Below are 18,456 nucleotides of genomic sequence, written 5' to 3' on the forward strand. Positions count from 1 at the left end.
GCGGCGCTCCCCCCTAACTTTGTTTTTACTTGAGGCTTGCAGCTTGAAGCTCGCAGCTCAGTTCCGAGGACCGAAGAAATGAAAATCAGTCGTCAGGCATATGCCGACATGTTCGGCCCCACCGTCGGCGACAAGGTCCGCCTGGCCGACACCGAGTTGTGGATCGAAGTGGAAAAAGACTTCACCACCTACGGTGAAGAAGTGAAGTTCGGCGGTGGCAAGGTGATTCGCGACGGCATGGGCCAGAGCCAACTGTTGGCCGCCGAGGTCGTCGACACCTTGATCACCAACGCACTGATCATCGACCACTGGGGCATCGTCAAGGCCGATGTCGGCCTCAAGGACGGGCGCATCGCCGCCATCGGCAAGGCCGGCAACCCAGACATCCAGCCCGACGTGACCATCGCCATCGGCGCCAGCACCGAAGTGATCGCCGGCGAAGGCATGATCCTCACGGCCGGCGGCATCGACACCCACATCCACTTCATCTGCCCCCAGCAGATCGAAGAAGCGCTGATGAGCGGCGTCACCACCATGATCGGCGGCGGCACGGGCCCGGCCACCGGGACCAACGCCACCACGTGCACCTCCGGGCCGTGGCACCTGGCGCGCATGCTCCAGGCCGCCGATGCCTTCCCAATGAATATCGGCTTCACCGGCAAGGGCAACGCCAGCCTGCCGGAGCCGTTGATCGAGCAGGTCAAGGCCGGGGCCATCGGCCTGAAGCTGCACGAAGACTGGGGCACCACGCCCGCGGCCATCGACAACTGCCTGAGCGTGGCCGACCAGTACGATGTGCAGGTGGCGATCCACACCGACACCCTCAACGAGTCGGGTTTCGTGGAAACCACCCTCGCCGCGTTCAAGGGCCGCACCATCCACACCTACCACACCGAAGGCGCCGGTGGCGGCCATGCGCCGGACATCATCAAGGCCTGCGGTTTTCCCAACGTATTGCCCAGTTCCACCAACCCGACCCGGCCGTTCACCCGCAATACCATCGACGAGCACCTGGACATGTTGATGGTCTGCCATCACCTGGACCCGAGCATTGCCGAAGACGTGGCCTTCGCCGAAAGCCGCATCCGCCGCGAGACCATCGCCGCCGAAGACATTCTCCACGACCTCGGCGCCTTCTCGATGATCAGCTCCGACAGCCAGGCCATGGGCCGCGTCGGCGAAGTCATCACCCGCACCTGGCAGACCGCCGACAAGATGAAAAAACAACGCGGCGCCCTACCCGGCGACGGCGAAGGCAACGACAATTTCCGCATCAAGCGCTACATCGCCAAGTACACCATCAACCCGGCGATCACCCACGGCATCAGCCATGAAGTGGGCTCCATCGAAGTGGGCAAGTGGGCCGACCTGGTGCTGTGGCGCCCGGCGTTCTTCGGCGTCAAGCCGACGCTGATCCTCAAGGGCGGAGCGATTGCCGCCAGCCTGATGGGCGACGCCAACGCCTCGATCCCGACGCCACAACCGGTGCACTACCGACCGATGTTCGCCAGTTACGGCGGCTCACGGCATGCCACCAGCCTGACCTTCATCAGCCAGGCCGCCGCCGAGGCCGGGTTGCCGGAACAACTGGGGCTGAAGAAGAGAATCGCCGTGGTCAAAGGCTGCCGCGACGTGCAGAAGACCGACCTGATCCACAACGACTACCTGCCGAGCATCGACGTCGATCCGCAGACTTACCAGGTCAAGGCCGACGGCGTGTTGCTGTGGTGCGAACCGGCTGAAGTGCTGCCGATGGCGCAGCGTTATTTCCTGTTTTGAACCGGCGCGGTTCCTGTGGCGAGGGCGCTGCTCCCGCTGGACCGTAGGAGCTGCCGAAGGCTGCGATCTTTTGATCTTTCGCTTGGGACTCAAGCGTTTGGGGAAAGATCGCAGCCTCGTTGCACTCGACAGCTCCTACGGCTCCTATTCGGCGGGAGCACGCGTACTCGCCACGGTTTTCATTGCCTGAAAGGGTCAGCCTACAGGTCGGTACTGCCTGGCAACTGCTCCAGCTCGGTTCGCGTCAACGACTGGACCAGCTCCGCTTCCTTGATCTTGTGTTGCAGGCCCAACGCCTCGGACTGGCTGATGTAGTCGGCTTCCTCCAGGGTCCCGGAGGCCTTCGCTTCATCCAGCTCGATCTGGTTGGCGATAAGGGTGTCGTTCAGCGCCTGGAAGGAGGGCCCATGGGCCTGCTTCAAATAATCGATCCAGAAATCCCGGCCCACCAGCGACTGAAACTGCTGGGGGGAATCGTCCAGCGCCAGCACCTCATTGGCAGCAGCATCGAGCATTCCAGGGGTGACATCTCCCAGCGTGAGAAAAGCCCCGCCGGCGGGTTGCCCCGGTAGCCCCAGTCGATCCTTGAGCCCCACACGGTAAGCCAGACGGACCTCGACTTCTTCTATCAGCGCCAGGTTTTCGCGCTTTTCATCGTTGGTCAGGTCGGTGCGGGCATTGATCGCATCACGGCGCCGCTGGATATCCTGCAGGGCAATACGCTCTACCTCATCGAGGCGAAACAGCCCCTTGGCCAGCTGGACCAGTGTTGCCGCCTCATCCTTTCCAACCGCCAAGGCCCTGGCGTTATGGATCATCAAGCGGATTTCCAGGTAGCTGAACGACAAGGCTGCGCGATCTTCACAGGCCGGTCGGCCGGCCAGGTCGAACAGCTCATGACGCAAGTCGGTGGCGTTGCCCATCGCCTCGAGCATCTGCCAGACGCGGGCCTGGAGGTCCGGATAATCTTCCAGCCCCTGGTAAGAGTTAGCCAACCGATGCAACAACTCAAAAAACTCTCCCGAGTGCTGCTCATCCGCCAGGCTTTGCCACAAGGCTCTTTTTTCCGCCAGTTGGCCCGCAGGCAGGTCGCGCAGCCATTGCTGCATATTCGCCGGCCCGACCGGCGCTGAAAACCCAAACGCCTCGGGCAAACGCAGGACCGCCCATTCAGGACGCGTCTGCAAGACCGTCGCCCAATAATCACGCATGCGCTGCTGGACCCCCTCGCTCAACGGGTTGCCCTGCAACAACGTCACCCGATTGAGGCGTGCGGTAGCATGGGCACGCTCGGCGGGCGGGTCGAGCAGGTGATCCGGCACCTGGGCCAAGCCGTTGTCGCGCAAGTCGATCAGCTCCAGCGGTTGGTCGCGCAGGCCGGTGGGCCAGGCAGTGATCCCGGTGTTCTTCAGGTGCAATCGTTCCAGGTCAGGTAGCCTGCTGAAGTCCGGCAGGCGCAGCAGCAAGTTGTTATCCAGGTCGAGATTTTTCAGCCGGCCAAGGCTTTGCAGGATTTCAACGCTACGCCGTGTCAGGCCGATCTGGTTATTCGCCAGTCGAAGCGTCTCCAGATTTCGCATCCCCTCCAGGGTTCCGGGAATATCCATCAGCCTGTTCCTGGGCATTTCCAAGCGCTTGAGGGAAGAGAACCTGCTGAGGAAGATGTCGCAGTAGTACAGCGTCAGGCCCATGTCAGACATCTTGAGCACACCCACATGGCTGAAGTCGGCCGTCAGCTCCGGCAACGCGCCGATGTTCAATCTGCTCAAATCAAGCTCATACCCGAGCCGGCGGCCATCGGCCCCTGCAACGACCCGGGTCTGACGCCTCCAGCAGCGCTCGATTTGTTCGGCCACCGCCTGCCTGATCCCTGCCGGTACTTGCTGATAGCTATTACCCACGTGACGCCATCCGAGGGTAGCGACCCAGCGGTCCAGATCCCGACGCAGCATTTTCAACTCGACTTTACGTCGCTTGAGTTCCCTCACCGCGCCATTGCCCAGTGATCGCAACAGCGCCTCGGTCTGCTCCGCCGTGTAGCTCGGGTACAACTCCTGCACCCGACTCTCCGGCGAGCGGCCCAGGCGCAACCAATCCCGCAGTCCACCCAAGGGGTAGCCGACTTTGCCCGAAGCCAGGCGCATCGGTGATTGGAAGGCGGGCTTGAGCGCGGGCATCTTCAAGCGGCTCGCCAGCACATCCCGGTCCACTGGCGAAGCGCCGATGGCCTCTCTCAACCGGTCGCCGTGATGGATCGAGGGCCGAGCCATGGCCCGGCGTTCGGCATCCGGCAGGGCATGCTGCAAGGCATCGAAGACGCTGCCCCAATGGCTCAACTCATTGCCGCTGTCGTCAAAGGCCTGGTAGAGATCATCGTCCTTGACCACGACCTTGGTCTGCGGCGCATTTTGCGGCCCGATGCTGTCGATCAAGGCGCCGGACACATCGGCCTCGCGCAATTCGATGCGCACCGTGTCGCTCCAGCCAGGCAAGGTTTCCAGGGTCGCCAACACCAATCGAGGCGTGTCCGCCGTGGCCAAGGCGTCCTGATACAGGCCTTCGTAGGCTCGGTTCAAACGCACCCTGCGCTGATAATGACGCAGCTCTTCGGCGATGCGCAGCGGGATGGGCTTGGTCTGGCTGGCCTCGTCGAAATCCCAGGCGGCCATTTGCTGCAACTCTTCGGTACCGGCCAGGGTGATGATCTGCTCGATCGCCTTTGCCGGAACCGAGGGAAAGCGGGACTTGATCAGCGTGACATGGGGGTCACCTCTCGTTTCGTCCATAGCGTAGTAATCGTTGAGCAACTGCACCTTTTCATTTACGGCCGCTTCGGCGAGTGCCTGGCGCAGGTGCCGGACGCGAGCATCCATGTTGGTTTTCGCAATCGGCGGGCTCGCCGTGGCCAACAGGTCGGCGCCTGCGGCATCCACCGCTTCGATCAGGTTCTTCAACAACGAAGGTGTGCGGACCTTGGCCTCGGTCAGGCTGGCTTCACGAAACGAGGTCTCGCCTTCCGAGGGCCGGACGTATTCCCAGCGCGTCCGCCCGGCGCCGTCGACGACCTTCAGCTTCAGCCCTCTTGGCCACGGGCCATATTGGGTCAGCAGGTGCAACATCGGCTCGGCCAAGTCATGACCCAGCGGCTCCTCGCTTTGCAGTTGCCCGATGAACGTGTCGATTTGTCGGCAAAGGTCGAAACGATCCAAAGTGTCGGCCAGCAACGCCGGCACCGGCTCGCCCTCGACATGCACCCGTCGCAGCACGTCCTGCGGGGTCGCGCTGGCGAGGCGGATCTGCTCCAGTTCGGTATCGCTGAAGTCCTTGACGCCGTGGCCCAGGCGCCGCATCAGCGTCAGGCCTTCCCAGGTGCGCGGTTGTTCCAGTTCGTGGTGCCAGGCACCGTTGCCGTTGTCCGTCAGCTCGGGCTGGTAGGCCTGCGGACGGGATGGATGACGAATGCGATAGCGAAGGGTCTGCGGGTCCTGCTGCACTTCATAATATCGGTCACCCAGCGGCAGAACCTGCCGGTCGTCGATCCGATACAGGCCCCGGGTATCCGGACTCGACGCCGGGGGAAGCGCCAGCTCACTTTGATAAACGCTCAGGTCGGGGCGCCACAGACGCGATTCGCCGTTGGCCAATTGCACCGGCTCAAGCTGATCCACCGCGCCCGACCATCGAATGTGCGGCAGCACCGCCGCACCGGTGGCGACGAAGGCCGTGTTGAGGGCCACGCTGGAAAAATGCGCCCACATTTCCCGGGTCTCCCCACGCTCGAACGCTTCGATGCCTTCAAAGGCCTCGTTGAACATCTGCACGGCCCCGACCGTCAACATCAGCGGCCCCAATCCTGGCACGACGAACGCCGCCATGTTGAACACGTCGACCACCGCGTCCAGGTAACTGTCCAGGCGCGCCAGGCGGGCTTTCTGGTCTTCATCACCGGTAGGCACCGCCACCGCGCGCGCGTCAGCCTGGATCTTCTCGATCTGCCGCAAGCGCAGCGAGCCCCACAGGTCGCCGGGAATCGGCGCCGTGGCCATGGGCAGGTTGCGCAACGACGATTTGAGTGGGTAATCGGCCTGGTCATCGGCCGTCGGGGAGATTTGATAGAAGTGCTTGAACTGCCGGAAAAACACCCCTTGCTGACGCAGCGGCACGAAACGGCTGAAGAAGCGGCGGTAGGCGCTACCGTGCAAGCGTCGCCGCAGTTCGGCCATGAAGTCGGCGCTGGAGGCATAGGCTTTCAGGGGATGCTCGGGATCCCCCGGAAGGTAGGCCACGACCGGCACCACCCGGCGACTGTTTTCAAGGTCGGGGCCGATCAACAGCGGGCCGACCAGGTCGATGTCGAACACTTTCAAGGAGGTGAAGGTCACGGCCTGGCCATCGAGGGTGACGTTTCTGGCACCGTCGATCACCTGCTGCAACATCGCGTAGACCGCCGGACTGATGTCGGCCTTGGCCCAGGCGATCTCGATGTTCAGCGCCAGGCCCTGCCGGTGATGCTCCTCCAGTGAATGATCCAACGGGTTGTATATCTTGCTGTCGTCGGGCCGCAGGACAGCGTTGATGTGCTCCTGATACTGGCGCCCCAGGTCCAGGGTGCGGCACAACTTGGCGAAGGCTTGCGGGGCAATCGGCAACGCGCCTGCGCGAACGGCGTCGATGAAAGGCACCACTGCGCCGCCTTGGGACGGACGCACCGTGGTAATGAGGCTGCAATCGGTGCAGGCGGGCTTGCGCGCTTCCTCCGGCGCGAAATTGGCCAGCGCCGCCTCCAGCAATGAGGTGCCACGATATTCGTAGCGAGCGAAGTGACCGCCCTCGCTGTCCAGGACCAGCGCCCCAAAAAGATCATCGCGGGTCTTGCGCTCGTACTTGCGGACGAAATACACCTCGTTGACGTTCAGCGTGAGGTTGAACTCATCCAGGAGCGCCTGCTCGAGCAAGGGTTCGGCAAAGGCGCGGATGTCCTGGATATTGCCCAGCCGGTTGTCGACCTGGTTCAGGCGTTCGCGGTAGCGGGAATGACTGTCCTTGAGGCTGTTCCAGAGGTCGGGAGAGGCTTTCGCATACCAGTGCGGAAGCGTCAGTTCATGGTCGCTCAGTTCCTGCTGGCGCTGCACGATGGCCCCGCTGTACCAGCCGGGAATGCGGGCTTTGAGCAGGTCGAAATGCTCGCCTTGGGGAGTGGCGAGACGGGGAGTGAAGCCTGGCATATCGGGTCATCCTTGACGATGGAAAACCCGAGCCTAACCAATGTGCCGCCGAGGCGTGCGGTAACTATTTATTGCTTTTTCGACAAGACATGACGGATACGAACCGCCACGGTCATCCCACCCAACGGCCCAATTGCTGGCGCAGCCGACGATTCTCGGCCCGCAGCTGCTGGACTTCCTCCAGCAGGTCCAACGCCAGGGCGACGCCTTCCCATTCCAGTTCCAGCTCGCGGCGCAACTTGGCCGCGCGGCGGGCCAGGACCAGTTCGTAGTCGGTAAAACGCCAATCCGCAGGAGCCGCGCCGTGGGGTTCGAGGATGCCGTGGGCGACGATCTCGATCACATGGACATCCGCCAACGCGGCAGCCTCGCAGAATTCCGTCAGGGTCAGTTCAATGATCGGGTTGTTCATGGTCTGCTTCTCCCAATGCCTTAACTGTGTAGGGGTGCAAGAACGTAGGAGCTGACGAGTGAAACGAGGCTGCGATCTTTCCACCCCACATTGAGTCTAGAGCGAAAGATCAAGAGATCGCAGCCTCGTTTCACTCGTCAGCTCCTACGCTCCTACCAACAAAGACTGGCCGCTGTCAGAAATTCTCCCGCGGATCGAACGCCGCTTTCTTCGCCAGCTCTGCCCACAGTGCCTTGACCGCCTCATCGTTGGCCTTGGGCATCACGGCCTTGAGCTGCACGAACAGGTAGCCGCGCTCGCCGGCCTTGTTGCGCAGGCCGTGGCCCTTGGCGCGCATGCGCTGACCGTTCTGGCTGCCGGCCGGGACCTTGAGGTTGATCTTGCCGGTCAGGGTCGGCACCGCCACTTCGGTACCCAGCGCCAATTCCCACGGTGCCAGGGGCAAGGTGATGATCAGGTCCTGGCCTTCGACGTCGAACTTGGGGTGCGGCGCGAAACGAATGGTCAGGTACAAGTCGCCGTTGGCGCCACCACCGACACCCGGCGCGCCCTGGCCCTTGAGGCGGATACGTTCGCCGTCGGTCACGCCCAGCGGGATCTTCACGTTCAGGCTTTTACTGGTATTGCTCACGTGCTGGCCGGCCGCGTTGTATTGCGGCACCTGGAAGCTGACTTTCTTCGACTCGCTCGACAGGGTCTCTTCCAGGAAGATCGGTAACTCCATTTCCACGTCTTGCCCCCGACGGCCGGCGCTGCGACCTGACTGTCCGCCACCAAAACCCGACCCACGATTACCGAAGATCGAACTGAAGAAATCCGAGAAGTCGCCGGCGTCCTGGCCACCGCCAAAACCGCCACGGCTCTGCCAACCCGGCGGCCCCTGGAACGGCTGGCCGTGCTGGCCATAGCGGCGCAGGTCGTCGTACTCGGCGCGCTTGTCGGCGCTTTTCAGCGCCTCATAGGCTTCGGAGACATCCTTGAACTTGGTCTCGGCGTCCTTTTCCTTGCTCACATCCGGGTGGTACTTGCGCGCCAGTTTTCGATAGGCGGCCTTGATCGTGGCGTCGTCGGCCGTCGGCTCCACACCCAGAATCTTGTAATAGTCTTTGAAGTCCATCGAAGGATCACCATCCGTTATCGATATCGCACCACCACCCGCAGCATGCTCGTGATACAAGTCCTGGGGTTTGACCGATCTCAAGGTTTGTGACCGGGCAGTGCAGCAGAAGTTTATCGGCAGTCGGTGGCGGTTCTTGTACCGCCTTGTGGCTACCAGGCTCATGCCAGCAAGTTTGGGGGTATAAGGGCGTCTTTCAAGGCCTGTGATTGCGAATTAACAGATAACCGGCCTTCGAATCCGCGCCGCACTGGCATACACTGCGCGGCCGTTTTTTCAACTGGAACCCGAAACACATGAAAAACGCATCCCCGGCCCGTGCCTGCGGCATCGACTTTGGCACGTCCAACTCCACCGTCGGCTGGCTGCGCCCCGGCATGGAAACGTTGATCGCGCTGGAGGACGACAAGATCACCCTGCCCTCGGTGGTCTTTTTCAATCTCGAGGAACGCCGCCCGGTGTATGGCCGCCTGGCCCTGCACGAATACCTGGAAGGCTACGAAGGCCGGCTGATGCGCTCGCTCAAGAGCTTGCTGGGCTCCAAGCTGATCAAGCACGACACCAGCGTGTTGGGCACGGCCATGCCGTTCAAGGATTTGCTCGGGCTGTTCATCGGCCAGTTGAAGAAACGCGCCGAAGCCACCGCCGGTCGGGAATTCGAAGAAGTGGTACTGGGGCGCCCGGTGTTTTTCGTCGATGACGATGAAATGGCCGACCAGGAAGCGGAAAACACCCTGGTGGACGTCGCCCGCGCCATCGGCTTCAAGGAGGTTTCGTTCCAGTACGAGCCCATCGCGGCGGCCTTCGATTATGAATCGACCATCGAGAAAGAAGAGCTGGTGCTGATCGTCGACATCGGCGGCGGTACTTCGGACTTCTCCCTGGTGCGCCTCTCCCCCGAGCGCCGTACCCACGACAACCGCCACGCCGACATCCTCGCCACCGGTGGCGTGCACATCGGCGGGACCGATTTCGACAAGCAACTTTCCCTGGCCGGCCTGATGCCGCTGTTCGGCTACGGCAGCCGCATGAAAAGCGGCGCCTACATGCCCACCAGCCATCACATGAACCTGGCGACCTGGCACACCATCAACGCGGTGTACTCGCAAAAGTCCACCCTGGCCCTGGGCAGCATGCGCTACGACATCGAAGACACCGGCGGCATCGACCGGCTGTTCAAGTTGATCGAACAGCGCGCCGGGCATTGGCTGGCGATGGAAGTGGAAGAAACCAAGATCGAGCTGACCCACACCGACCAGCGTCATTTGCTCCTGGACCGGATCGAGCCGGGCCTGAGCGTGGAACTGAGCCGAGCGTTGTTCGAGTCGGCCATCGACGGCTTGCTGGAGCGGGTGCGCGGCAGCGTCACGCAGTTGCTGGGCGATGCCGACGTGCGGGTCGATCAGGTCGACACGGTGTTCTTCACCGGCGGTTCCAGCGGCATCCCGGCGCTGCGCAACAGCGTCTCGGCGATGCTGCCCCAGGCGCGGCATGTGGAAGGCAATATCTTCGGCAGCATTGGCAGCGGGCTGGCGATCGAGGCGATGAAGCGGTATGGGTGAGAAGCAGCTTCAAGCTTCAAGCTTCAAGCTTCAAGCTTCAAGCGGCAAGTGAAAGCAGGTTGGCTTCTACTTGTAGCTTGCAGCTGGAAACTTGCCGCTGCTCCTAAACCATCCCCACCTGCTTCAACTCACTCTTGAGATACGCATAGTAAATCGGCCCCGCCACCACTCCCGGCAACCCGAACGCGGCTTCGAACACCAGCATCGCCATGAGCAGCTCCCAGGACTTGGCGCTGATCTGCCCGCCGACGATACGGGCATTGAGGAAGTACTCAAGCTTGTGGATCACGATCAGGTAACCCAGCGCGGCAACCGCCACCCAGATCGACAACGACAAGGCGACGATGGTGATCAGGGTGTTGGACATCAGGTTGCCAATGACCGGCAGCAACCCCAGCAGGAACGTCATCACGATCAGGGTCTTGGTCAACGGTAGATGGATGCCGAACAACGGCAGCACCACCGCCAGGAAAATCCCGGTGAAGAAAGTGTTGAGCAGGGAAATCTTGATCTGGGCGAAGACGATGTTGCGAAACGCCTTGACCAACAGGTTCAGGCGATCGAACAGCGCCGCGGCCAGGGGCTTGCGCTTGGTCAGGTCGGGAATGCGCTGCAGGGCAACGATAGCCCCCAGCACCATGCCGATCAGCAACGTCACAAACATGTGGGCCGCGTCCTTGCCCACCAGTTGCAGGTCGCTCAGGTGCTTGCTCACCCAGTCACCAATCGCCACCCGGAACTCGGCGGCGCTGGCCGGCAGGTAGGCGTCGATGAACGGCGGCAATTGCCCACGGGCGCGGTCGACCACCGCCATGAACTTGTCCAGGGAGGCCCCGGGGTTTTCCGCTTCATGGAGCAGGAAACTGAAGGCTCCGGCGAAGATCAGCGTCAGCACACTGACCACCAGCGTGCCCAGCAATGCCACCGCCAGCCAGCGGGCGCGGCGGCCTTCGATCAGGCGCTGCAACTGCGGGGTGAGCATGTTGACCAGCTCGAACACCAACAGCCCGGCCAGCAGGCTCGGCAACAGGCGCAGCGGCAGCACCAGCAACAACCCACCAAAAATGATCACCCAACTGATCACCAACAACACATGACGCTGAGAAAACGTTGGCATACAGCCTCAGGACAAAACGGCGTGAAAGGATCGGCAGTCTGCCAGCGATCCACCAACAGCACTAGACATTGTATCGGCCGATCCTGGACAGGGTTCAGGTGTTTTTTTTGCGGTGCTGTGCCGCCCCCATCGCGAGCAAGCTCGCTCCCACCACGAACCGGGCAACACAAATCCACGGTGTGAGCGAGCTTGCTCGCGATAGGGCATCAAAGGTTGAAGAACACCCAACCGTTATTTTTTCTTCAGGCACTCACTCATGAACGCCTTGCGGGCATCACCCTTCAGGGCCTGGGTGGTGGCCGTGGCGTTACAAGTCTTCATGCGTTCCTGCGGGGTGCTCGGCGCAGCCTTGAGGCAGGTGCTCATGAACGCCTTGCGCTCGTCGCCCTTGAGGGCCTTGGCAGTGGCGTCGGCGTTGCAGGTGGTCATCTTGGTCTGCTGCGCCGTCTCGGCGAAGCCCTGGGAACACAGCAGCAAACCGATCATCAATAAAGGCACACGAAGCATCTTCATGGGGTTTCTCCTGGCTGCCGCACGAGGGTACGGCGATGAAATGCAGTGTAGACAACGCCTGTTACACCTTCATCCGTTGGATCTCCTGTGCCGGGTCTATCGCCATCGCGAGCAAGCTCGCTCCCACAATGGGCCGAACGCTGCAAATCCCTGTGGGAGCGAGCTTGCTCGCGATGGCGGACAACTCGATCCGAAACCCTACACCCCGGCGGCCTTCAACCGCTGCGCATGCTCGACAAACAACCGGACCGGCTCGGCCCCCTTGCCCACCAGCCCCAGCGACTGGTTGACGATGTCGAAGTGGTCCAGCGGATAGTCATCGCCGATGACCGTGCCCAGGTGTGAGCTGTAGCGGCCGACCAAACCGTCACACTGCCCCGCTTCCCTGACAAAGGTGCGGGCAAACAAACGGCAAGTGCGGTTGGTGCCGTCGAACAGATTGCGCCCTTTATCGGTCTTGCCCGGCTGCAAGGTGCCGGACCACGAGTAATAGCGCACACCATTGACCTCTTCCGGCCCGTGGCCGCCCCAGGTAACCGGCAGGCCCTGTGGATAACCTTGATTGAACAGCGCCACCCCGGCGGTGGTCAGGGAGGCGTGGGAAGCATGGATGTCCACTGGCAGTTTCGGCCCGCGATAGCCGGTGTCCAGCAGGCTCATCAGGGCGTTGATCAGGCACAGCACGGCACTGAGCACACGCCCCTTGGCACTGTCGGCCGGGTAGTGGGCCTGCAGGTAATCGGCCAGTTCGGAGCCATGGTTGGGGCCGGCCACCGACGTGACCGACGCCACCAGGTCCGGGCGTTTGGCGGCGGCATAACGGGCGGTGAGGCTGCCCTGGCTGTGGCCGATCAGGTTGACCTTCTGCGCACCGGTTTGCCGCAGGATGTCATCGATCAATGCCAGCAACTGCTCGCCACGTACCTCGGACGAATGCAACGGCGACACCTTCACCGCCACCGCCACGGCCCCACCGCGACGCAACGCCGAGACGATCCCATACCAATACGGATACAGCACCAGGCGTATGAACCCGAACATGCCCGGGACCAGTACCAGCGGGTAACGAGTGGCGCAACGTTGCGACATGGCGACATCCTTGTGATCAAGAGGTGATCAGCATCGGTACCGATGATGACCCGTCTATGACACCCGTGTCACTTCAAGTACGTGCAGGCGTCCATGGCGAGGGCGCTTGCACCCGCTGGGCCGCTTCAAAAGGTCCGCGCCAGCGCGAGCAGACGCTCCTCGGCCTCGGCACAAGACAACGCAAAACTGCGCTCGGCCGACTCCTCGCCTTCGGCCGCCACCACCGTCACATCGGTGATGCCGATAAACCCCAGCACGGTGTGCAACAGCGTGTCGGCGTGGTTCATGCTCTCCAACGGGCCGCCGGGGCCAAAACCGAAATCGCCGCGGCTGGTCACGATCAGCGCTTTCTTGCCCAACACCAGCGGCTCGTAATGCGACACGCCGTTGTCCAGGCTGTGGTTGAACGTCAACCCGATGCGCACGATCTGGTCGATCCAGGCCTTCACGCCGCTGGGCACGCTGAAGTTGTGCATGGGCGCAGAGATCACCAGTCGGTCATGGGCTTGCAGCTCCTCGACCAAGGCATCGCTCAGGGCCAGGTCCGCTTGCATGATCAACGGTCGAGCCTGGGGCTCGGGGTAGAACGCCGCGGCGATAAAGGCTTCGTTGACCGGCGCAATCACCGTGCGTCCGACTTCACGACGGGTCACGTGGGGTTGCGGATGGGCGGCCTGCCACGCCGAGACAAAGGTCTCGGCCAGGCGCCGGGAATGAGAACGCTCGCCCCGAGGACTACCATGCACTACAAGAATCTTGCTCATCTGAATCTCCTTTCATGCGGCTACAATTAACATTGCTTGTGCCTTGCAGCTTGAAGCTCAGAGCTGCCTTCAGACAAATGAGCGCTAGTTCATCTGGATGAGTTAATTTCATCCATTGCACTCCAGGAGAATTCAAATGTTCGCCAACCTGCCGCTCAACGCATTGCGCGCCTTCGAGTCCGCCGCGCGGCTGCTCAGTTTCAAGGCGGCCGCGGCGGAGTTGTCGGTGACGCCGACCGCGGTCTCCCACCAGATTCGAGCGCTGGAGAGCTGGCTGGGGCTGATACTGTTCGACCGCCTGCCACGCCAGGTACGCCTCACCGAAGGTGGGCAACGCTTGTTCCACAGCCTGCACGGGGCCTTGCTGGAGGTGGCGCAAAGCGTCGACACCCTGCGCCCGCAACGCAGCAACACCCACCTGACCCTGTCCACCACCGCCGCGTTTGCCGCCCTGTGGCTGGTGCCTCGCCTGGGACGCTTTTATGCGCGCCACCCGAACATCAATGTGCGCCTGGACACCCATTGCGAAGTGATCGACCTGCACCAGGACGCCAGCGTCGACCTGGTGGTGCGCTACAGCCTGGAGGCCTACCCGAACCTGTACGGCATGTGCCTGTTCGATGAAAGCTTCGGGGCCTACGGCTCACCTGAACAAGTGGCCCTGGCAGCCCGGCAACCGCCGACGCTGATCAGCGTGCGCTGGTACAACTCCAAACTCTACGCCCATGGCTGGGATGCCTGGTGCGCCCAGGCTGGGGAAACCTGGCTCACCCGACAGCCGTGCATGCGCGAGTACGACGAGGAGCATTACGCCTTGCAAGCGGCAATCGCCGGGCAGGGCCTGGTGTTGGCGAGTAATATCCTGGCGTCGGAAAGCATCGCCAGCGGGTTGCTGGTGGGCTATCGCCCGGACGTCCAGGTCAACGGCGCCAGCTACAGCGCCCTGTGCGTCCCGGGCCGTGAACGCCATCCGCCGGTGCGGGCATTTTTCCAGTGGCTGGGAGAGGAAGCGCGGCTGTCCGGATTTCCGTCGGTGCTTGCGATGTCGCAGGCGTAGGAGCTGCCGAAGGCTGCGCCTCCCCATGGGAATTGCACTGACACATTTCATTAAACTTTTTGCCTCGTTCCTCACTCCACCTAAGAAGTGATCGCGCCAGCAGAGCGTGACGCTCCAACCGGATCAGCCTCCAGGAGAACGAGATGAGCGACATGCACTTATCCGATGTAACCACCCTGCGCGAACGTGCGCGGCAGAACGTGCAGAACGGCGCAGTGACCGAAGGCTACGGCGCCGATCGGCAGGAAGTCATCCGCCTGCTCAACGAAGCGCTGGCCACCGAACTGGTCTGCGTGCTGCGCTACAAGCGTCACTACTTCATGGCCACCGGCCTCAAGGCCAGCGTGGCGGCCAGTGAGTTCCTCGAACACGCGAACCAGGAAGCCGAACACGCCGATAAACTCGCCGAGCGCATCGTGCAGTTGGGGGGCGAGCCGGAGTTCAACCCCGACCTGTTGACCCGCAATTCCCACGCACAGTACGTCGCGGGCAACACCCTCAAGGAAATGGTGTACGAGGACCTGGTGGCCGAACGGATCGCCATCGACAGCTACCGGGAAATCATCCAGTACATCGGCGAAAAAGACCCGACCACCCGGCGCATCTTCGAAGACATCCTGGCTCAGGAAGAAGAACATGCCGATGATATGGCCGACATCCTGGCCGATCTGTAATAGCCTTCAGGGCCCCAATCGCGAGCAAGCTCGCTCCCACATTTTGACCGCATTCTTTCAGACGGAATGCGGTCCCCTGTGGGAGCGAGCTTGCTCGCGATGAGGCCAGCCACCTCACCGCACAACCGGGCTACCGGGTAGGCTTGACCGTCACCGGCGCCTTGCCCGCCTTCATCTGCTCCAGCAGCGGCGCGCACTGGTTCGGCTCACCACCACTGGGCGCCACCAGCGCCAGCAACCCGGCCGCCGGCGCGGCGATCACGCCCAACGCCACCATCCCGGCACCGCGCAGCATCAGGGGCACGGCCTTGACGCCAGCGGCGGGCTTGGCGAACGGGCCGCGCACGTACAACGGCGAGCGCAGGGAAATCAGACGCCAGCCCTTGGACTCGGGGGTGACGGTCAGGTCCAGTTGTTCGCTCGCCATGTTCGCCGTGCCATCGATGTAGATGATCGCGTTCTCCGTGTCGAACACGAACAGGCGCGTGGTCGCCAGGCCCGTCTTGATGTCGAAGTCCGCCGCCGCGCAGTTGATCTTCACTTCTTTGTCGCCAAAGATTTTTCCCACCACGTAGTTGCCGACGTTCAGTCCTGCCAGTTCCATCAATTCCCGACTGATGGCGCCATCGTTGATGAGCATTTTCAGCGTGCCATTGGCCGTGCCCAGCAGTGCCGCCACAGAATTGCCGCGCCCCGCGATGTCAGCATCGCCGTTCAATTCGCCGAAACTGGTTTTCATCGGTTCAAAACCGGGGAACAGTTGCTTGAGCTTGAACCCCCGCGCCGTCAGCTTCGCCTGGCCTTCAAGGGGCTGGGTGTGCCCGTTGAGGCGGATCTGCGCATCGAGGCGGCCACCGGCCACGCCGAAGCGCAAGGGTTCCAGGCTCAACTGCCCATCATTGAGCACCAGGTGGGTATAAAGATCGCTGAACGGCAACTGCTCGCTGTGAACGATGCGCTTGCCGGTGAACTCCACATCGGCGTCCATCACGCTCCAGCGCTCGGTGCGAAACTCTTCCACGGGCAAGACCTTGTCGGCTGGCTGTTTGCTGGCGCCGCCCCGGGCCTTTTGCTCGGCATTGGAGTCCGCACCGATCAGCGGTGCCAGGTCGCTGAACAGCAGTTGATTGGAGACCAGCGCACCACTGAGTTTCGGCCGCGGTTGGCTGGCGACATAGGCCAGGTCGCCATGGATATCGCTGTCGCCGATCTTGCCGTTGAACGCCTCGTAGCGGAACAGCGCCCCACCCGGCTCATGAAGCTTGGCAATCAAGCGGCCATCGGTGGCGTAAGGTGGCGAATCCGGCAAGGTCACGCCGGTCAGCGGGTAAAGATGAGCGAGGCTTTTGCCGGCCAGTTTCAGGCGCAAGTCCAGGGCCCCGAGGTTCAGCGGGTCGGTGAGAGTGCCAGCCAGTTCGACGCGAGTGTCGCCGATCTTCGCCTGGGCCTGGAGCGGAAAGGGTTGTGACGCATCCTGCAAGGCCAGCAAGCCACCGACCTTGCCGGAGCCCGTCAGGTTTTGCCCGTGATACTGCCCGTTGACCTTGAAGGCAAACGCGTAGTCCTGCGGCGTCGCGCCTTGGTCCTGGGCTTTTTTGGCGGCCTTGTCGCCCACAATCTCACTGAACGGAATGGGTTTGCCCAACGGATCGATCAACAGGTCCAGGCGGGTCTTGAGTGTCTGATCGTCGAGGGTGACATGGCCCTTGTCGAAGCCGATGGCGCCAATGTCCACCACCCAGCTGGACGGCTCGGCGTCCGGGTCCTTAGGGTCGAACTGGAAGGTCCAGTTGGCGCGACCGTCCGCCAGGCGTTGCAGGTTGGCGTTGGGCTCCGTCAGGTCGATGCGCGGAATCGCCACTCGCCGGGCCAGCAAGGCCAAGGGCGAAACACGTAGCTCGACACGCTTGAGGGTGACCATTTGCGGGGTTTTCGACCAGTCCGGGTTACCCAGGCTCAAGTCTTCGGCCACCACATGGGGCCACGGCAACCAGGCGCGCCAGCCACCTTCCTCCGGTTCGCGCTGCCAGACCACCGCCAGGTTGCCGTTGATGGCGAAAGGCCGATGCAACTCCTCGGAAACCTTGGCATTGAGTGGGGGCTTGATGCGGTTCCAGTCGAAGAAAGCGAGGACCAGGACCAGCACCGCCAGCAGGACAATAAGGCTGGCAAAGCTCCAGGCGAGGATTTTCGAGGTGCGCGTCATGCACAAAACTCCTGATGACAAGTCAGCGTCCGCTACCGCGACGCCTTGGGAAACACGAACCTGTAGACGGTTCGCCATGAAGCGTTGGACTGGTAGAACCGCCAACAGGTGCCGATGAACGGCACAAAAAATCCCGGGATCCTGACCGAACAGCCAAAAAACCGTTACCGCGGCCGCCCATTTGCGAGGCAGTGATGGGTACAAAATACCCACTGCGGTGCAAAACAACACCTCGGAAACGCCCGTTCTAGAGCCTTCGCCCCGAACAATCAATTCTGTTGATTATTACCATTGCGTTTATGAACTTTTATATCGACTTATCGAGAGTAGCATTGCCCTCGTACCCACTTTATCGCCCTCCCAAGGAGCAACGATCATGAAACGCCAATTACTGATGAGCCTGTCCCTTTCACTGCTGGCCTCTACCGCCTTCGCGCTGCCAGCCTCCGAACAAGCCACGCCACAGGTCAAGGACAGCCATTCTGTCTACAGCCAGACTGTTGCCGAAGGTGGCCGTGATCGTCTGGAACAAAAAGGTCTGGTTGAAGACGGTTATGACCGCACCAAGCAAAGCGATACCGTTGCAGCTGATGGCTCCGACCGCACCCCAGGCCAAACCTTGGCAGCCGACGGTTCCGACCGCACCCCAGGCCAGACCTTGGCAGCCGACGGTTCCGACCGCACCCCAGGCCAGACCTTGGCAGCCGACGGTTCCGACCGCACCCCAGGCCAGACCCTCGCCGAAGACGGTTCTTCTCGCACTAAAATGGGCGATACCGTGGCCGAAGGCGGTGGTGATCGCGTGATCGAACGCAACAGCGCAGTGAGCTGAGCCCATGGTGGCCCAGAAAAAAGCCCGATTCCTGCAATCGGGCTTTTGACTTTTCAAACCCCTCGTTTTTCCCGCCCGCCCCCTCTCTACCGTTCGACGTCGGCAAAGC

General features: G+C 62.0%; 13 protein-coding genes. 5 read left to right on the forward strand and 8 right to left on the reverse strand.

The window, feature by feature from the left end; translation table 11 throughout:
• The first annotated feature begins 78 nt into the window (after positions 1–78).
• Positions 79–1,779 (forward strand): urease subunit alpha, encoded by a 1,701-nt coding sequence (gene ureC, locus BLP82_RS18855; protein WP_060743085.1) that lies wholly within the window; start codon positions 79–81, stop codon positions 1,777–1,779.
• Positions 1,780–1,979: 200 nt separating this feature from the next.
• On the opposite strand, the gene BLP82_RS18860 is transcribed toward ureC, so the two are convergent.
• From BLP82_RS18860 to BLP82_RS18870, 3 genes are all read right to left on the reverse strand, one after another.
• Entirely contained in the window at positions 1,980–7,004 is a 5,025-nt protein-coding gene (locus tag BLP82_RS18860) for an NEL-type E3 ubiquitin ligase domain-containing protein (protein ID WP_092171413.1), read from the reverse strand.
• A 112-nt stretch (positions 7,005–7,116) separates the two neighbouring features.
• Complete coding sequence (locus BLP82_RS18865) at positions 7,117–7,416, reverse strand: chaperone modulator CbpM (RefSeq protein ID WP_092171416.1); 300 nt, start codon at positions 7,414–7,416, stop codon at positions 7,117–7,119.
• A gap of 175 nt (positions 7,417–7,591) precedes the next feature.
• Positions 7,592–8,533 carry a DnaJ C-terminal domain-containing protein gene (locus BLP82_RS18870; RefSeq protein WP_092171419.1) on the reverse strand — a complete coding sequence of 314 codons (942 nt, stop codon included), beginning with the start codon at positions 8,531–8,533 and terminating at the stop codon, positions 7,592–7,594.
• Positions 8,534–8,829: 296 nt separating this feature from the next.
• Between BLP82_RS18870 and BLP82_RS18875 the strand changes: the two genes are divergently transcribed.
• Positions 8,830–10,095 carry an Hsp70 family protein gene (locus tag BLP82_RS18875; RefSeq protein ID WP_092171423.1) on the forward strand — a complete coding sequence of 422 codons (1,266 nt, stop codon included), beginning with the start codon at positions 8,830–8,832 and terminating at the stop codon, positions 10,093–10,095.
• Positions 10,096–10,198: 103 nt separating this feature from the next.
• Here BLP82_RS18875 and BLP82_RS18880 read toward each other — a convergent pair whose 3' ends face one another.
• From BLP82_RS18880 to BLP82_RS18895, 4 genes are all read right to left on the reverse strand, one after another.
• Positions 10,199–11,212: an AI-2E family transporter gene (locus tag BLP82_RS18880; RefSeq protein WP_092171427.1), complete on the reverse strand. Its 1,014-nt coding sequence runs from the start codon at positions 11,210–11,212 to the stop codon at positions 10,199–10,201.
• A gap of 231 nt (positions 11,213–11,443) precedes the next feature.
• The gene (locus tag BLP82_RS18885) at positions 11,444–11,725 is read right to left on the reverse strand and encodes a PsiF family protein (RefSeq protein ID WP_092147012.1); all 282 of its coding nucleotides are present in this window, start codon (positions 11,723–11,725) and stop codon (positions 11,444–11,446) included.
• Positions 11,726–11,923: 198 nt separating this feature from the next.
• Positions 11,924–12,814 (reverse strand): esterase/lipase family protein, encoded by an 891-nt coding sequence (locus BLP82_RS18890; protein WP_092171432.1) that lies wholly within the window; start codon positions 12,812–12,814, stop codon positions 11,924–11,926.
• Between the two features lie 125 nt (positions 12,815–12,939).
• Complete coding sequence (locus BLP82_RS18895) at positions 12,940–13,578, reverse strand: FMN-dependent NADH-azoreductase (RefSeq protein ID WP_092171436.1); 639 nt, start codon at positions 13,576–13,578, stop codon at positions 12,940–12,942.
• A 136-nt stretch (positions 13,579–13,714) separates the two neighbouring features.
• Between BLP82_RS18895 and BLP82_RS18900 the strand changes: the two genes are divergently transcribed.
• Complete coding sequence (locus tag BLP82_RS18900) at positions 13,715–14,635, forward strand: LysR substrate-binding domain-containing protein (RefSeq protein WP_092171440.1); 921 nt, start codon at positions 13,715–13,717, stop codon at positions 14,633–14,635.
• A gap of 143 nt (positions 14,636–14,778) precedes the next feature.
• Positions 14,779–15,309, forward strand: a complete 531-nt coding sequence (locus BLP82_RS18905) for a ferritin-like domain-containing protein (protein ID WP_092171445.1) — start codon at positions 14,779–14,781, stop codon at positions 15,307–15,309.
• A gap of 130 nt (positions 15,310–15,439) precedes the next feature.
• Here BLP82_RS18905 and BLP82_RS18910 read toward each other — a convergent pair whose 3' ends face one another.
• Positions 15,440–17,515 carry an AsmA family protein gene (locus BLP82_RS18910; RefSeq protein ID WP_092171449.1) on the reverse strand — a complete coding sequence of 692 codons (2,076 nt, stop codon included), beginning with the start codon at positions 17,513–17,515 and terminating at the stop codon, positions 15,440–15,442.
• 376 nt (positions 17,516–17,891) lie between these two features.
• On the opposite strand from BLP82_RS18910, the gene BLP82_RS18915 reads away from it, so the two are divergent.
• Positions 17,892–18,347, forward strand: a complete 456-nt coding sequence (locus BLP82_RS18915; protein ID WP_092171453.1) for a hypothetical protein — start codon at positions 17,892–17,894, stop codon at positions 18,345–18,347.
• Positions 18,348–18,456 lie beyond the last annotated feature (109 nt).

This window comes from Pseudomonas sp. NFACC37-1 (assembly GCF_900101575.1).
Lineage (GTDB): Bacteria > Pseudomonadota > Gammaproteobacteria > Pseudomonadales > Pseudomonadaceae > Aquipseudomonas > Aquipseudomonas fluorescens_AA.

What these genes read in the sequence shown, in the direction of transcription:
- ureC (WP_060743085.1), top strand. Translation starts at nt 79, where the DNA reads ATGAAAATCAGTCGTCAGGCATATGCCGACATGTTCGGCCCCACCGTC.
- BLP82_RS18860 (WP_092171413.1), bottom strand. Translation starts at nt 7,004, where the DNA reads ATGCCAGGCTTCACTCCCCGTCTCGCCACTCCCCAAGGCGAGCATTTC.
- BLP82_RS18865 (WP_092171416.1), bottom strand. Translation starts at nt 7,416, where the DNA reads ATGAACAACCCGATCATTGAACTGACCCTGACGGAATTCTGCGAGGCT.
- BLP82_RS18870 (WP_092171419.1), bottom strand. Translation starts at nt 8,533, where the DNA reads ATGGACTTCAAAGACTATTACAAGATTCTGGGTGTGGAGCCGACGGCC.
- BLP82_RS18875 (WP_092171423.1), top strand. Translation starts at nt 8,830, where the DNA reads ATGAAAAACGCATCCCCGGCCCGTGCCTGCGGCATCGACTTTGGCACG.
- BLP82_RS18880 (WP_092171427.1), bottom strand. Translation starts at nt 11,212, where the DNA reads ATGCCAACGTTTTCTCAGCGTCATGTGTTGTTGGTGATCAGTTGGGTG.
- BLP82_RS18885 (WP_092147012.1), bottom strand. Translation starts at nt 11,725, where the DNA reads ATGAAGATGCTTCGTGTGCCTTTATTGATGATCGGTTTGCTGCTGTGT.
- BLP82_RS18890 (WP_092171432.1), bottom strand. Translation starts at nt 12,814, where the DNA reads ATGTCGCAACGTTGCGCCACTCGTTACCCGCTGGTACTGGTCCCGGGC.
- BLP82_RS18895 (WP_092171436.1), bottom strand. Translation starts at nt 13,578, where the DNA reads ATGAGCAAGATTCTTGTAGTGCATGGTAGTCCTCGGGGCGAGCGTTCT.
- BLP82_RS18900 (WP_092171440.1), top strand. Translation starts at nt 13,715, where the DNA reads ATGTTCGCCAACCTGCCGCTCAACGCATTGCGCGCCTTCGAGTCCGCC.
- BLP82_RS18905 (WP_092171445.1), top strand. Translation starts at nt 14,779, where the DNA reads ATGAGCGACATGCACTTATCCGATGTAACCACCCTGCGCGAACGTGCG.
- BLP82_RS18910 (WP_092171449.1), bottom strand. Translation starts at nt 17,515, where the DNA reads ATGACGCGCACCTCGAAAATCCTCGCCTGGAGCTTTGCCAGCCTTATT.
- BLP82_RS18915 (WP_092171453.1), top strand. Translation starts at nt 17,892, where the DNA reads ATGAAACGCCAATTACTGATGAGCCTGTCCCTTTCACTGCTGGCCTCT.